Below are 13,237 nucleotides of genomic sequence, written 5' to 3' on the forward strand. Positions count from 1 at the left end.
CAGAAAGAGCTGGAGATGCGGAGATATCTTTCCCGGAAAGCATTGCGGATGGGTTCGTTAACGACTACCGGAATGCTCATAATGGGGGCGATGATCGGATTGGCGGCCACGTCGGCACCCGCGGCAGACGTTTCGGCCCTGCAGAAGAGCGCGCAGAACGTGACCCACCCGGGCTCCGACCCGGCCGATCACAGTGACGTGATCAACTGGGTGGTCGGCTACACGGGCAACGGCTCGGAGAGCCCCGCGCCGGCGACGATCACCGACGCGATCGATCCCAACGCCCAGACGTACGTGCCCGACTCGCTCAGGGTCCCGCCGGGCTGGACGCCGTCATGGTCCACGGATGGGAACACGTTCCAGGACACCGACACCGGAACGGCGACGACAGCCGTGCGGGCGAGCCATCCCTCGGCTCGTCAGGGCGGTACCGACCTGGGGTCGCCCCTGCTCCCGCCGGTTCGGGCCGTCAACGCCGCGACGGGAGGCGATGGCTTCACCCCCATCCTGTACCGCGGGAACGGCCGGGTCGAGGCGTGGAGCACCTTCCACCACTCCAACGCCCCCGCGGCGGTGCTCGTCTGCACGGATCTGTCGACCGGGCAGTTGTGCTCCGGGGGGCCATGGCCGAAGCCGCTGAACACGGCCGCGGGCCCCCTCGGATCCGGCGCCACCTCGGACATCTCGACCACGCTCACCCCGCAGTACGTTCTCGACCCCGACCGGCCCGGCGTGGTCTACTACGCGGCCCTGTCCGCGAGCGCCGCCGGGGTGGGCTGCCTGGACATGGCCGCCCGCGCCAACTGCGGGTTCTTCCCGCTGGTGAACAGGGGCGGCTCGCCGTCGAGCGTCAACGGCCTGGCCGGTTTGGTGGAGACGGGCGGCGACCTGTACGGCGTCGCCACGACCGGGCAGTTGCTGTGCCTGGACATGGCGTCCCGCACCCCGTGCGCCGGGCAGCCGTACGACCCGGTCGTCACGCCCAACAACGATCAGCCCGGCGCCGGCCACATCGACTACCAGGGTTCCATGACGGTTGCCGGCGGCAAGGTCTTCGCCTCGTCGTCGCCGCTGAGTTCCTCTACCGGTGCGCATCCGACCGCGCTCGGTTGCTTCGATCCCGCCACTCAGGACTCCTGCGCCGGATGGAACACCCCGCGCACTGTCGGTGCCGTCGGTCAGTACACCTACAGCGCCTACACCGCCTACGACACCGCAGGTGCGGCCGTCGGCGCATGCGCCACCCTCACCAGCGGCCCTGTGCAGACCGGCTGCTTCACCATCGACGGTTCGGCGCTGGCCGCGCCGAACGCGTTCGGGTCGGTGCCCGCCGGCGTGCTGGTGTTCAACCCCGAGACGTTCACCGGCGGCGACGGACACCGGCGCAGCTACTTCGCGATCTGGGGAGGTTCCGTCCCCGGCGCGGCCGTGTGCTACGACTGGACCGCCGCGGCGCCGTGCACCGGATTCCCGGCCATCGCCACCCATCCGAACGTCAACGGCGGGCAGACCCGCGACTACGGCTACGCCTGGGACGCGACCACCGAGTGCATGTTCGGGCTCGGCGATGCCGGCGTGCTGTTCTCGCTCGACCCGGCCACGGGCAAGTCCCCCTGCTTGCGCAGCGGTTCCGCCGTGCGACTGACCCCGTCGAACTTCTACTGCGACGGGGGCACGGGGCACGTACAGGGCTACCGGAACGCGCGCCTGGCGAACATTGACATGGCCAACGTCCATCTCGGCCAGTCCACGGTGAAGGTGACCGGCACGGACGGGGCCACCATCACCACCCCGGGTCTCGCCGCCGACGGGACCGTCGACCTGTCCGGGGTCTCCGTCGCCGCGCATCCGAGCATCAGTGTCGAAGTCCACCTGGTGTTGAACGACGGTGGCGACTTCACCGGGGACAACCGGCCGGAACTGGTCGTCACCTTCGACGGCGACCCGCCGCAGGTCTGCTTCAAGACGACGATCAGCGAGAAGTGCACGGTCACCTCCGTGTCCAACACCGCCACCGGCTCCGACTCCACCGGTGCCCTGACCTCCAACACCGTGAACCTGAAGGTCGCCCCCGGCCCGCTCTGCCAGCCCAAGGTCACCGTGAACAAGGAGGTCTGCGCCTCGACACTGGCGAGCAAGTGCGGCCCTGGCGGCGGCGGGAAATGGGTCAAAGAGACACCGGTGGGCCTGTTGGGCGTGCTCGGCACCGCCTACTGGCGGATAACGGTGACCAACGCCGGGCCCGTCGGCATCGAGAAGGCCACCCTGGACGATCATGTGGCACCGTCCTGTGAGAACGCCGCCGGGACCTTCACCCTGGCGGCGAACCAGAGCAAGCAGTTCTACTGCTCGACGTTCCTGCTGGTCCTTCCGCTGAAGAACACGGTCACCGCGTCCTTCAAGCCGGTGAACTCACCGCACGGCACATCGCCCACCACCACGAAGCCGTCGTCCGCGATCGCCTGCGGCCTCGTGCTGTGCATCCTGAATAAGTAACGACCGCAATATGACGGCGCCCGTGGGTACCCGCGGGCGCCGTCATACGGTGGGCACGGCGGCGAGCTTCGTGAGAGGGGGCTGGATTTCGGCGGCGAACGGGAGTACGAGAGATCCATGAGGAAACTCATCAACAACCCAGCCGATGTCGTCTCCGACGCGCTGCGCGGCCTGGCCGCGGCGCACCCTTCGCTGCGCGTCGACCTGGAGGCCCGGGTCGTCGTACGGGCCGACGCGCCGCGTACGGGAAAGGTGGGACTGGTGTCCGGGGGCGGGTCCGGCCACGAACCGCTGCACGCCGGATTCGTCGGGTTCGGCATGCTCGACGCCGCCTGTCCCGGTGAGGTCTTCACCTCTCCCGTACCCGACCAGATCCTGGCCGCCACGGCCGCCGTCGACGGCGGCCAGGGCGTGCTGCACATCGTGAAGAACTACACCGGCGACGTCCTGAACTTCAAGATGGCCGCCGAGCTCGCCGAGGACGACGACATCGAGGTCGCCTCGGTGGTCGTGGACGACGATGTCGCGGTGCAGGACAGCACCTTCACGGCCGGCCGGCGCGGCACCGGCGCGACCCTGTTCGTCGAGAAGATCGCCGGCGCGCTGGCCGAGGCCGGAGCCGGTCTCACCGAGGTGGCGGCCGCCGCCCGCGAGGTCAACGAGCGCACCCGCTCGTTCGGCGTGGCGCTCTCTTCGTGCACGGTTCCGGCCGCTGGAGAGCCGACGTTCACGCTCGGCGAGGACGAGATGGAGCTCGGCATCGGGATCCACGGCGAGCCGGGCCGGGAACGCGCCGAACTGGCCACCGCCGACGAGATCGTCAACGCGGCGCTCGCCGCCATCCACACGGACATGCCGCTGGACGGCGCCGAGGTGCTGGTGCTGGTCAACGGGATGGGCGGCACTCCGCTGATCGAGCAGTACATCGCGTACGCCGCCGCCGCGAACTGGTTCGAGGGCCATGGAGTGACGGTCGCGAGGTCGCTGGTCGGCGACTACGTCACCAGCCTCGAGATGGCCGGCTGCATGATCACCGTCTGCCGGCTCACGCCGGAGCTGCGCCGGCTCTGGGACGCGCCGGTGGAGACGCCCGCGCTGCGCTGGGGCCGTTGATGGACGCGGCGTTCTTCGCGGGCTGGCTCCGCCGGGCGGCCGAACTGATCGAGGCGGACTCGGAGCGGCTGACCAGGCTCGACGCGGCGATCGGCGACGGCGACCACGGCCTGAATCTCAATCGGGGGTTCTCCGCCGCCGTGGCCGCGCTGCCCGCGCTGCCCGACGACACGGTGCCGGGAAAGGTCCTCATCGCGGCCGGACGGGCCATCGTGTCCAAGACCGGGGGAGCCTCCGGGCCCCTCTACGGGGGCGCGCTGCGTGCGGCCGGCAAGGCGCTGGGCGATGCCCCGGATGTGGACGAGGCCGCCCTCGGCGCCGCGCTGCGCGCCGCACTCGACGGCATTCAGGGGCTCGGTCAGGCCGCAATGGGCGACAAGACCATGGTCGACGCACTGGCCCCGGCGGTGGACGCCTATGAGCAGGCGCTGCGCCGGCACGGGGATCCCGCGGCCTGCGCTGAGGCGGCCGCAGAGGCGGCGGCGCACGGCGCCGTAGCGACGGTGCCGTTGCAGGCGCGCAAGGGCCGGGCCAGCTATCTCGGCACGCGCAGCATCGGCCACGAGGATCCCGGGGCCGCGTCGACCGTGCTCCTCATGCGGGCACTCGCCGACGCGGCCGCGGGAACCCGCTGACGTGTCGGTCGGCGCGTTAGGCGGCAGCCGGCTTGAGGTAGGTCACCTGGACGTTCAAGTAGGTCGCCAGGCCGTAGTCATGGCCACGGATGGCGAGCAGGTTGCAGCAGTCCAGGTACTTCGCCGGAACGACGACGTCGATCGCACCGGCGGCGCATTTGCCGCTCAATGCGGTTTGCAAGAGGTGACCGTTGAAGTAGACACGCGCGTCGTTGTCCACTGTCCCTTGGATGCGGACCTCCTGAGCGTCCCGCGGTATGTGGACCCAGTGGCGCACCAGCATGTCGGTATTCACAGCCCAGGGGGTCTTGACATTGGTGGAGTTGTTCCAGGAGCACGTGCCGTTGGTGGTGCCGAAGCCCTCCTGTGCGGTCCGCCAGCCGCTGTCGTCGAAGCTCCGCTCGTAGAACAGGGGTTCGTCCGTTGTGTTCGGCACCTGGCGGTATTTCCAGTCCGTGCTGTTGTAGCCGAGCGCGGTCACGACGCCCGCACGCGCGCTTCCCGCCGGGGATGCGGATGCGGATGTCGGGACGGACAGGGCCATGGCGGCCAACAGCGAGCCTGCCGCCAGGCCCATGGGCAGGAAACGCAATGGTCTTGTGAACATGAGCGATCTCCTTGTCGGCTATTCTGATATGCCGTGATCGGCGAGTGTTCCAAGCGGCTACGGCCACTGCAGGCCGTCACGCTATTCACCGGTCCGCGGATGGGAATTCGGGAAAAGCAAACCACGGCCAGGCCGGCATTGAACAGATTCGCGGCTGCAAGATTAATCGTTCCTTGCAGAGACATGGCTCTATGCGGCTGGAGATGCATTTCGGTTATGCGGCTGATCCTTCCGATTTTCTGGGCAATATCCATACGGAGCATCCCGGCACGCCATCGCTGGTGCTCGGCCGACACTCTCACCCTTACATCGATGTCAGACTTTAGTCGAGCACGACAGAAAGGGAGCCGATGGACACAAGGGGCACCGTGGGCATAGTCGTCATCTCACACAGCCGGATGCTGGCCGAAGGGGTCGTGGAACTGGCGCGTGAGCTGGGGGGCGGCCGAGTGCTGATCGAACCGGCCGGAGGCGATGCCTCGGGCGGGCTCGGGACCAGCATCGAACTCGTGGAACAGGCGGTGCGCGCGGCCGACTCCGGAGCCGGTGTCGTCCTCCTCGCCGATGTCGGCAGCTCCGTGCTGACCGCCAAGAGCTTTGTGGCCGACTGTGAGGCCGATGAGGCAATAGGGACCCAGGAGGTTGTGCTCGCGGACGCCCCGCTTGTCGAGGGCGCGGTCGCGGCCGTGGCGACGGCGGCCGGCGGCGCCGATCTCGCGACCGTCGTGGCGGCGGCGGGAGAGGCGTACGACTTCCGGAAGTCCTGATCAGGCACCGCCGCTACGTGACGAGCCTGGATGTCCGTTCCCGTTGATTCTCGGCGTCAACGGCTGTTACTGGGTTTTCGACCCGCTCAGTGCAATCCGTCCGTTTCATACGCCACGTTCGCAAACTCGCCAGTGCTGAGCGCGCTCGCGGGTACCATGACGCGCCCGAAACCATCCCCATAGGGCCAGAGAACATCCCCCGAGAGCGTGAGGAGGTGCGTGTACTCCTCTTCCTTCTCCTCCATCAGCCAGCTGTCGATATACGGCCATCCGAACGCCTGGTCAGGACGGAACCAGCCCTCCTCGTTGCGAAATCCCTGCCTGCTCCGGCAGTAGTCGTACCAGACCTCGCGGAACGGCTCCTGGATGAACCGTTCACGGGGAGGCAGCCAGTCATCTTCATCGAACTCGGGCTCTGCGCGGTAGTCGAAGGTCTTCAGTACCGGGTCTGCCATCTCGCCGGCGACAGACGGCAGGGTGATGACCGGGGCGGCGTGCAAAGGGCGCCGTTCGAAGGTGCTGGCCGGTGGCGGTGCAGGTACCTCCACGGCACACTCCGGATCGGCGAGGATGATCTGGCAGTCCAGGTCGGTGTCGCACCTGTCGCCCCATTTCCGGTACCGCTCCAGCGTCTCGGTGTACCGGGGATCCCCGTCGTACTGAGGGTCCGGCTCCACGCTGAAGATGTTGACCAAGCCAAGCCGAGAAGGCAGTTCATCGCCGAGCCACGGGACGAACTCGTCGGTGTCCAGCACGGCGACCGGACTGAGCGGCACACCCACCCTATTTTCCGGCCAGGGGGTTCCCGGCTCCAACAGCGCCGCGCCACGCGCCTGGCAGCGACCGGTCGGCGGGGCCTCGTCAGTCGCAGGCTTGAGCACGACCCCCCGCTTGGCCAGCGCGGCCATCTGCGGCCCCAGACGCTCCCCCAAGTGCTCAAGGCACAACTCCCGGATCTCGGCCAGAGAACTCTCGTAGTCCATAGGCCGATCCAAGTAGACGACACCGACAGATTCTTCGATCTTCGCCCGATCGGCTCCTTCAAGAGGTGTGCTGGGGTTCGCCGAGATGGTGCAGGAGAGCCTGGGCGGCGCTGGCGTTCATGCGGATGACGACGCTGGGCTGGTCGGCGAGGTCGACGTAGGGGGATACGCCGACGTCGGCGGTGATGATCCCGCGCCGGGCGATCCAGTTGCCGATCTGGTGGCGGAGTCGCTGGGCGAGGGCGAGTGCCTGATGCTCCTGGACGCTGAGTCGATAGGTGGGGGGTGTCACGAGGGTCTCCTTGGCGGTGATGGCCCGGTCGGTCAGGTGCTGCCCGGCGGCCGGCGGCGTCGTCCTGTGGTCCGAGCGGGGAGGCGCGGCGGTACGGGAGGTTTCCTCGGGGGCGGGGGTCTCGACCGCACCGCCGCGCCGGTCCTGGGGCCGGTCCTGGGGGTCGTACGGCCCGGCGGTCTCGTTGCTCCGGCGGTGGCCGGGCCGTACGACGTCATCCATCCGGCTGCCCCGATAAGGACCGGGGGTGAGCAAGCCGACGTGCTCGTCCGGCTCACTCGCGTTTCTGGGGATCGGCCACAGTGGCGGATCTGACCAGAGGATCACGGGGGGACCAGTCTCCGGACCGTCGGCCGCTCGTCCACGTCGGCTGTGCCCTCGATCCGTGCCTGGCCGAGCAGCGCCACGCGCAGTTCCTCGGCGGTGTCCTCCATCAGGGTGGCGGCGAGGCCGGAGTGCGTCTGGGCCTCCGTCAGCCGTCGCCCGCGCCGGGTGGCCAGCCATGATCCGCCGTCCGCTCGCCACACCCGCCAGTCCGGGTGCTGCCGCTGGAGTCGTTCGCATTCCTGGTCGCTCATATTCCGAATTCCTCACCACTGTGGTCTATTCGCGGTGACCAGAATCACAGGAGTGACTACGCTCGGCTACGAACCTTCGAACCCCCAGACGACCCCCCGCTCCGGCAGGAAGCACCGCCGATCAAGGTGATGGCAACCGGGAGGACCCCGATGGCACCCCGACAGAATCCGGACCCGCTTCTGGAAACCTTCGCCGCCGAGTTGCGGGCTCGGCGTGAAGCGGCCGACCTGTCCCGCAACAGGCTGGCGGAGGCGCTGGGCTGTTCTCCCCAATGGATCGCCAAGGTGGAGAACTGCGAGAAGCCGCCGTCTCCAGACTTCGCCCGAGACCTCGACACCTATTTCAAGACCGGCGGAACCTTCCACCGCATCTGGGAGAAGTTCAATGACCTGCGCAAACGGCGCCTCATCCCGACCGGGTTCAGGCCACTCGCCGAGGCCGAGCAAGAGGCGACGGAGATCAGCATTTTCGCGCCGATCCTGATCCCCGGTCTCGTCCAGACAGAGGATTGCGCTCGCCGAGTGCTGAGTGCCGGACAGCACCCGGACAAGGCAGAGGAAATGTTGGCGATCAGACTGGCACGGCAAGCGATCCTCACCAAGCCCGACCCGCCGTGGATGTTCCTACTCGTCGGAGAGTCGGTCATCCGTGACCTCCGGCCGGAGACACGTACAGGGCAGTGCAAGCGATTCTTGGACGTGATCGCTCAGCACAATGTCTCCGTCCAGGTTCTCCCGGTGCATGCCCCCGTCTACGAGTCCAGTGGCTTCCAACTGCTCGGCTTCAACACCTCGCCAGACGTCGCCTATATTGAGGGGGCGGGAGGTCATGGACGGATGCTCACTGACGCCCATGACGTACATAGGCTGACCGTACTGTTTAACGTGATCAGGTCCGCCGCGCTGTCTGCGGAAGAATCTGAGAACCTGATTCGCTTGATCATGGAGGCTGACGCGTGAGCACCCTGGACAACCTGTCGGCAATTCATTGGCGTAAGAGCAGCTACAGCGATTCATCACACGGCGACTGCGTTGAAGTCGGTGCCGTGCCATGGCACAAGAGCAGCTACAGCGGCTCCTCTGGCGGTGCCTGTGTTGAGATCGCAGACCTTTCTCGAATGATCGCCGTGCGGGACTCCAAGGACGTGGACGGCCCGATGCTGGCGTTCGGCCGTTCCGCGTTCCGGACGTTCGTGGGGGAGATTCGCACGGGACGTTACGACCGTTGACCCGCTTCCCGGGCTGAAGCCCGGGGATCTTCGCCGGTGCCGCACGGGCTCTGCGGCACCTCGATGGCTTCCTGCTTCATCGGCTTGTGCCGCCGCGAGCGGTGGTCTTATCGGGCCTCCACTGCATGTGACCTCGACACACGCGCTGCCTGTTTCACCGCTTCGGATGCTTTCACGCAGTCGGTCGCCCGAGTGGTACTCAGAGGCTCTCTAAGATCCCGTGGAGAATCGGTGGATCAGTCGAAGAGGTCCTCGATCGAGGTAATGGTGAGCGCGCGGTCCAGCCAGCCCTCCAGAACGGCAGTGTCGGCGCAGGAGAGGATCTGGTCGCGAACGGAGGAGGGCACGTGGATCCCGCGCCGGTCGAGGACGCGCAGCACCGCCTTGGCCTCGCCTCTGGCCTCGCCTCTGGCCTCACTCTCGGCACGAAGCTGGGACACGTACCGGTAGTTCTGGGTCGACATCAGTGCTCTCCAAGCCTTCCGTGTGGTCGTGTCACCCAAGCCCATCTCGGTGAACTCGGCGAAGAATCCGGCGGTGTCGGTATCGATGGTGGCTGACTCGTGGGGGGAGTTGACCACAACTGAAAGTTCTCGAAAGACTACGATCTGTTGCGGAACTTAGCGACATCAACTTATTCAAGCCTCGCAAGCGCCCTACAGAGTGGACGGGTGAGGGCTGTCAGGTGTCGTCGGCGTTCACACGCGTCGTGTGTCGACACGTGAGCGCCGCCATGTCAGCGCCGAGCCCGGCGCCCCGCGGTGGTCGGCGGCGATCTGCCCGTAGCGGCCGATCACGCGGAACCTCAGGATTTCGCCTGGCCGCTCATGATGTGATGCGTCAGGTGGCTGACGAGATGTTCGACCTCCGCGAACACGTCCCCGACGGCATCGTCTTCAAAGTGGAACGGGCGCTGGAACTCAGCCTCGACCTGAGCACCGTCGCCTACGGCAATGACGGTGATACGGCAGGCTATGCCACGAGTGAGGGGACCTGGCTCCGGGTCCAGTGGCGACCCCGCTGGCGGCTGGCCGAGCAGGCGTGGACCGGAGCTGAGGCCGCCTCGGTGCTACGCGGCGTCGCCCGTCCGGAGCTGCTTCGGTCGATGCGCTGGGCGGACCAGGACCGGGATGTGGTGTGGAAAGCTGAAGAGCTGACCCTCATAGGCTCGAAGGCGGTGGCGCCGAACGGAACACCGACCGCGGACCCTGGCCTCTCCGATGCATGGTGGGTGTCGCTGAAAACGTCCCTGACGGCTCTGGCCGCCCACCCGACCGGCAGGGTCGGCATGGGTCAGGAGCATCTCTCCCTGCGGATCGCCGAGGTCTATGGCGGCGAGGTCGCCACCGTGGTCGAGGAGTGGACGACCGCGCACGCCGACCTGCATTGGGGGAACCTGACCGCGCCGGACTGCTGGCTGCTCGACTGGGAGGACTGGGGGGCTGGGCCGCGCGGGCTGGATGCGGCGACCCTCTGGGGGTTTTCTCTCGGTGTGCCCGCGCTTGCCGACCGTGTCCTGGCCGAGTTCGCCGACGACCTCGCCACCCGGAGCGGACGGCTCGCGCAGCTTCTGTTCTGCGCGAACGTCGAGCGGGCGTTTCGCCGAAGCGGCAGGGAGATGCCGTTCACCGGCCCCGCGATCGAGGCCGGTAAACGGTTGCTCAGCGAGCTGCCGGCCTAGCGGTGGCGAGCAGGTCCCGGTAGGCCGCGACCGTTTCCCGGTCGATCTCCAGGCCGGTCGCCTCGACGAGCGCCCGTAGGTGGCTGGGGTCGCCGGTGCCGACGGCGACCCGTTCGATCTCCGGCAGCGCGTAGGCCGTCCGGAAGACCGCCTGCAGGTCGGTGCAGTCAGGCCCCTGCCGCAGGAACTGCCAAGCGTTCACCTCCCGCCAGGCCGGGTCGGTGGCGTCACCTCCGAACGGGCTCATCCCCCACAAGGCACAAGAGTCGAGCCGTCCGGCCAGCTCCTCGATAAGGGTGAGAACCGGGGCTCCGACGGTGAGCCCGGCCCTGGTCATGAGAACATCGGGCCGCAGCGGCGTGACCGCCGCCAGGACCGGCCGGGGGCTCCAGGTGGAGATTCCCCATCCGCCGCACAGGCCCGTGCTCACGGCGTTGATGAGCACGCCGCAAGCCTCGGCCAGGGCGTCGGGGGCGCGAGTATCGTCGAGCCGTTCGAGGGACGTTTCGGGGTTGTGCAGCAGCACGAGGCCAGGCGGGTGGCGGAGGTCGATACAGCTCTGCTCGATGGCCTGGCGCAGGCGCGCCGGGTCGAGTGAGTGATTGCCGCCGGTGAAGACCCCGACTTTCGTAGACACGGTGAACTCGGCCAGCAGGCCGAGGGCGGCCACTAACGAGCCGAACCTGGACGGCCGGACCGTCGAGGCGATCCGCGGTGACGGGGAGTGGGTCGTGCTGGGGAGCGCGTTCTTGAACCGACTTCGGGACGACTCCGCGGCGTGACCCGCACAGGTTCGCGGGCGTGCGGCCAGTCTTCGAATTCTTCGCAGCGACGCGAAGACACGGCGACCGACCACGGCGAGGCTCTCGATCTCCTCTTGGTAGAGGTGAGCAAGAACTTCCCGAACCGTCCCCATGCCAGGTCGTACCTCGGTACAAAGGAAGACGTGTCGAACCCCTTCCCATCCCTCGATAGACGGCGGATGTTGCGTGTGCTGCGCAGCCTTGGGTACGAAGAGGTCAGGCGGAGGGGCTCTCACTGTCGGCTGGAAGCGGAGGGAAGACCATCGTTGACCTTCGCGTTTCACGATGGGGTGAGTCTTGCCCCTGGCGTCGTACGAGACATACTGGTGAAGCAGGTTGGGCTTGACGTTGATGAGGCGTTGAAGGTGGTGAACGGCGATGACTGAGACCATCCACCTGTTCGTGCGCCCAGGGGAGGGCGACCGCAACGTGTACGTCACGTCTCCACAAGCACCGGGGCTCGTGTTCGGCCGGCCAACGTTGGGAAACATCCACGAAGAGCTAGAGGAAGTTCTGGAATTTCATTTCGATCACGCTGGCCCATTCACTGTGATCGAGCATCACGAACGCCACCACGACGTTGCTGGTGGTGAACTGGTGACCCGTCTGGCGGCGGATGAACATCGCGCCGAGCGAGAAGTCGTATACGAACGGATCGGCGCCGCACTTCGGATTCCGGAACAGGCTCATGGTCTTCTTGAGGCACCAAGAAACAAACTGGGTGAAGTCGTTTACGTATGCGCGGTCCCGTCGGACACTCTTGGATGGCTCGGAGACCAACTGGATCCCCGCTACGAGGATGCGCTCATGGTTGCGGTCGCTGTAAGCGACGACCTGCTGTTCGCTATTGCCATCGTGAAGGGCGAGGAGCACGCGGCACCAGGTTTGATAGAAGCAGAGCATGCTCGCACTGTCGCCGACGTGATACGTCAGGTCGCTGTTGTCGGACCGGCGCCAGCGCCGCATCCGGCTATTCGCATACCTGCATAGTGTCGGCGCCCGGTGGGTGACCAACCAGGGCACCCTCGGCCGCTGCCAAGTCCGCCTCGTGGATTGCGTGGGCGTAGACCCGCATCCGATCACTGAGCGGTAGCCGTAGACGAACGCAGCGAGCCGCTCCAGTTGCCGAAACGTCCACCGGCTCGGAGGGAAGCATCGCCCGGAGCTCATCGGCTGCCCAGATGGCCATCCCGGACCACGAGACCGCAATTGAGCTCCCGCTGCGAATGATGCAGTTCTTCCCGGAGGTGAACGGTGACGGAGACGGCACGGACGTTCGATGACCTGCTTCGCTCGGCCCGGCGGAGGGCCTGGCACTTGGAGATGCGCGACAGCTACGCGGGCACGTCACCGGCCTTCGCCGCGTGGAAGGCCGGCGAACCGTACGACCGTAGCGCGGCTGACAGCGCGTGGCACTCCGTGGTTCGTTCGGTGATCCAGCAGGGGGCAGACGTGTGGCGTGCTCGCATCGTGTCCGAACCGATCAGCGACTACGTCAGGTATGAGTACGAGGCGACGCCTGCGACCAACCTCGCGGCCGGCGAACGGGTGCGATGGCTGCCCCGGCGGCGCGCTTCAGAGCTTGCGTTGCCCGGCAACGACTTCTGGCTGCTGGACGATCAGGTCGTGTTCAATCACTTCACCGGCGACGGTGAGTGGACAGGGATCGAGGCGGTGACCGACCCAGCGGTGGTAAAACTCTGCGCGGCGGCGTTTGAAGGCGTGTGGGAACGCGGCATCGACCATGAAGACTACCGGCCCGCCTGAGACCGCGCAGATCAGCAACCTGTGACGGGCACCCTTCACAGAGGCCGGGCATCACGAAGACGAGGAGCCGTGGGCGTTTCCGCGGAAACGGCTCATTGGTCATGATCGCCCGGCTCGTCCCCGAGGAAGGAGCCATCACCCTGGCCGCCCGGCGCGCAGCACACAGGCACGAGCATCGAACTGGTGGAACGGGCCGTCGGTGGGAGAGGCGTACGACTTCCGGAAGTCCTGATCAGGCCTACCGGCGTGATCACCCCGATGGGGGCGGCGGGCCGCTCCGGTGGGC

The 13,237-nt window shown here is 67.1% G+C and carries 16 protein-coding genes; 9 read left to right on the forward strand and 7 right to left on the reverse strand.

All coding sequences use genetic code 11. From position 1 onward, the window contains the following. Positions 1-90: 90 nt before the first annotated feature. From HKK74_RS03845 to dhaL, 3 genes are all read left to right on the forward strand, one after another. Positions 91-2,496: a DUF7617 domain-containing protein gene (locus HKK74_RS03845; RefSeq protein ID WP_222721838.1), complete on the forward strand. Its 2,406-nt coding sequence runs from the start codon at positions 91-93 to the stop codon at positions 2,494-2,496. Between the two features lie 117 nt (positions 2,497-2,613). Beyond that, positions 2,614-3,609: a dihydroxyacetone kinase subunit DhaK gene (dhaK, locus tag HKK74_RS03850; RefSeq protein ID WP_187241644.1), complete on the forward strand. Its 996-nt coding sequence runs from the start codon at positions 2,614-2,616 to the stop codon at positions 3,607-3,609. Beyond that, positions 3,609-4,244, forward strand: a complete 636-nt coding sequence (gene dhaL / locus HKK74_RS03855; RefSeq protein WP_187241645.1) for a dihydroxyacetone kinase subunit DhaL — start codon at positions 3,609-3,611, stop codon at positions 4,242-4,244. Before dhaK ends, dhaL begins: the two co-directional genes overlap by 1 nt. 16 nt (positions 4,245-4,260) lie before the next feature. Here the strand turns inward: dhaL and HKK74_RS03860 are convergent, their stop codons facing one another. Next, positions 4,261-4,851: a hypothetical protein gene (locus tag HKK74_RS03860; RefSeq protein WP_187241646.1), complete on the reverse strand. Its 591-nt coding sequence runs from the start codon at positions 4,849-4,851 to the stop codon at positions 4,261-4,263. 350 nt (positions 4,852-5,201) lie between these two features. On the opposite strand from HKK74_RS03860, the gene dhaM reads away from it, so the two are divergent. Then, positions 5,202-5,618 (forward strand): dihydroxyacetone kinase phosphoryl donor subunit DhaM, encoded by a 417-nt coding sequence (dhaM, locus tag HKK74_RS03865; protein WP_187241647.1) that lies wholly within the window; start codon positions 5,202-5,204, stop codon positions 5,616-5,618. A gap of 86 nt (positions 5,619-5,704) precedes the next feature. Here the strand turns inward: dhaM and HKK74_RS03870 are convergent, their stop codons facing one another. The 3 genes from HKK74_RS03870 to HKK74_RS03880 form a co-directional block, all read right to left on the reverse strand. Then, positions 5,705-6,601, reverse strand: a complete 897-nt coding sequence (locus HKK74_RS03870) for a DUF1963 domain-containing protein (RefSeq protein WP_187241648.1) — start codon at positions 6,599-6,601, stop codon at positions 5,705-5,707. Between the two features lie 58 nt (positions 6,602-6,659). Next, positions 6,660-7,115 (reverse strand): hypothetical protein, encoded by a 456-nt coding sequence (locus tag HKK74_RS03875; RefSeq protein WP_187241649.1) that lies wholly within the window; start codon positions 7,113-7,115, stop codon positions 6,660-6,662. A 101-nt stretch (positions 7,116-7,216) separates the two neighbouring features. Beyond that, positions 7,217-7,471: a hypothetical protein gene (locus tag HKK74_RS03880; RefSeq protein WP_187241650.1), complete on the reverse strand. Its 255-nt coding sequence runs from the start codon at positions 7,469-7,471 to the stop codon at positions 7,217-7,219. Between the two features lie 150 nt (positions 7,472-7,621). On the opposite strand from HKK74_RS03880, the gene HKK74_RS03885 reads away from it, so the two are divergent. Both HKK74_RS03885 and HKK74_RS03890 read left to right on the forward strand, forming a co-directional pair. Then, a complete protein-coding gene (locus HKK74_RS03885) occupies positions 7,622-8,431 on the forward strand; it encodes a helix-turn-helix domain-containing protein (RefSeq protein ID WP_187241651.1) in 810 nt (269 codons plus the stop codon). After that, positions 8,428-8,700 carry a DUF397 domain-containing protein gene (locus tag HKK74_RS03890; RefSeq protein ID WP_187241652.1) on the forward strand — a complete coding sequence of 91 codons (273 nt, stop codon included), beginning with the start codon at positions 8,428-8,430 and terminating at the stop codon, positions 8,698-8,700. Before HKK74_RS03885 ends, HKK74_RS03890 begins: the two co-directional genes overlap by 4 nt. A gap of 236 nt (positions 8,701-8,936) precedes the next feature. Here HKK74_RS03890 and HKK74_RS03895 read toward each other — a convergent pair whose 3' ends face one another. Further along, positions 8,937-9,164, reverse strand: coding sequence for a hypothetical protein (locus HKK74_RS03895; protein WP_187241653.1), 228 nt, complete (start codon positions 9,162-9,164; stop codon positions 8,937-8,939). 380 nt (positions 9,165-9,544) lie between these two features. Here HKK74_RS03895 and HKK74_RS03900 point away from each other — a divergent pair, with 380 nt between their 5' ends. Continuing rightward, complete coding sequence (locus HKK74_RS03900) at positions 9,545-10,381, forward strand: aminoglycoside phosphotransferase (protein ID WP_222721839.1); 837 nt, start codon at positions 9,545-9,547, stop codon at positions 10,379-10,381. Here the strand turns inward: HKK74_RS03900 and HKK74_RS03905 are convergent. Then, on the reverse strand, positions 10,362-11,297 hold the full coding sequence (locus HKK74_RS03905; RefSeq protein ID WP_187241999.1) for an aldo-keto reductase family protein: 936 nt from the start codon (positions 11,295-11,297) through the stop codon (positions 10,362-10,364). The two genes, HKK74_RS03900 and HKK74_RS03905, sit on opposite strands and share 20 nt — an antisense overlap. 66 nt (positions 11,298-11,363) lie before the next feature. Here HKK74_RS03905 and HKK74_RS41790 point away from each other — a divergent pair, with 66 nt between their 5' ends. Then, positions 11,364-11,570, forward strand: coding sequence for a type II toxin-antitoxin system HicA family toxin (locus HKK74_RS41790; RefSeq protein WP_376771509.1), 207 nt, complete (start codon positions 11,364-11,366; stop codon positions 11,568-11,570). A gap of 115 nt (positions 11,571-11,685) precedes the next feature. Here the strand turns inward: HKK74_RS41790 and HKK74_RS03915 are convergent, their stop codons facing one another. Continuing rightward, on the reverse strand, positions 11,686-12,150 hold the full coding sequence (locus HKK74_RS03915; RefSeq protein WP_187241654.1) for a hypothetical protein: 465 nt from the start codon (positions 12,148-12,150) through the stop codon (positions 11,686-11,688). 288 nt (positions 12,151-12,438) lie between these two features. On the opposite strand from HKK74_RS03915, the gene HKK74_RS03920 reads away from it, so the two are divergent. Further along, the gene (locus tag HKK74_RS03920; protein ID WP_187241655.1) at positions 12,439-12,951 is read left to right on the forward strand and encodes a DUF6879 family protein; all 513 of its coding nucleotides are present in this window, start codon (positions 12,439-12,441) and stop codon (positions 12,949-12,951) included. Positions 12,952-13,237 lie beyond the last annotated feature (286 nt).

Origin of the sequence: Actinomadura alba, from assembly GCF_014323705.1 — a bacterium.
Taxonomy (GTDB): domain Bacteria; phylum Actinomycetota; class Actinomycetes; order Streptosporangiales; family Streptosporangiaceae; genus Actinomadura_C; species Actinomadura_C alba.

Coding starts and splice junctions, on each gene's coding strand:
- HKK74_RS03845 (WP_222721838.1), top strand. CDS start 91: ATGATCGGATTGGCGGCCACGTCGGCACCCGCGGCAGACGTTTCGGCC.
- dhaK (WP_187241644.1), top strand. CDS start 2,614: ATGAGGAAACTCATCAACAACCCAGCCGATGTCGTCTCCGACGCGCTG.
- dhaL (WP_187241645.1), top strand. CDS start 3,609: ATGGACGCGGCGTTCTTCGCGGGCTGGCTCCGCCGGGCGGCCGAACTG.
- HKK74_RS03860 (WP_187241646.1), bottom strand. CDS start 4,851: ATGTTCACAAGACCATTGCGTTTCCTGCCCATGGGCCTGGCGGCAGGC.
- dhaM (WP_187241647.1), top strand. CDS start 5,202: ATGGACACAAGGGGCACCGTGGGCATAGTCGTCATCTCACACAGCCGG.
- HKK74_RS03870 (WP_187241648.1), bottom strand. CDS start 6,601: ATGGACTACGAGAGTTCTCTGGCCGAGATCCGGGAGTTGTGCCTTGAG.
- HKK74_RS03875 (WP_187241649.1), bottom strand. CDS start 7,115: ATGGATGACGTCGTACGGCCCGGCCACCGCCGGAGCAACGAGACCGCC.
- HKK74_RS03880 (WP_187241650.1), bottom strand. CDS start 7,471: ATGAGCGACCAGGAATGCGAACGACTCCAGCGGCAGCACCCGGACTGG.
- HKK74_RS03885 (WP_187241651.1), top strand. CDS start 7,622: ATGGCACCCCGACAGAATCCGGACCCGCTTCTGGAAACCTTCGCCGCC.
- HKK74_RS03895 (WP_187241653.1), bottom strand. CDS start 9,164: ATGTCGACCCAGAACTACCGGTACGTGTCCCAGCTTCGTGCCGAGAGT.
- HKK74_RS03905 (WP_187241999.1), bottom strand. CDS start 11,297: ATGGGGACGGTTCGGGAAGTTCTTGCTCACCTCTACCAAGAGGAGATC.
- HKK74_RS41790 (WP_376771509.1), top strand. CDS start 11,364: ATGTTGCGTGTGCTGCGCAGCCTTGGGTACGAAGAGGTCAGGCGGAGG.
- HKK74_RS03915 (WP_187241654.1), bottom strand. CDS start 12,150: ATGCGGCGCTGGCGCCGGTCCGACAACAGCGACCTGACGTATCACGTC.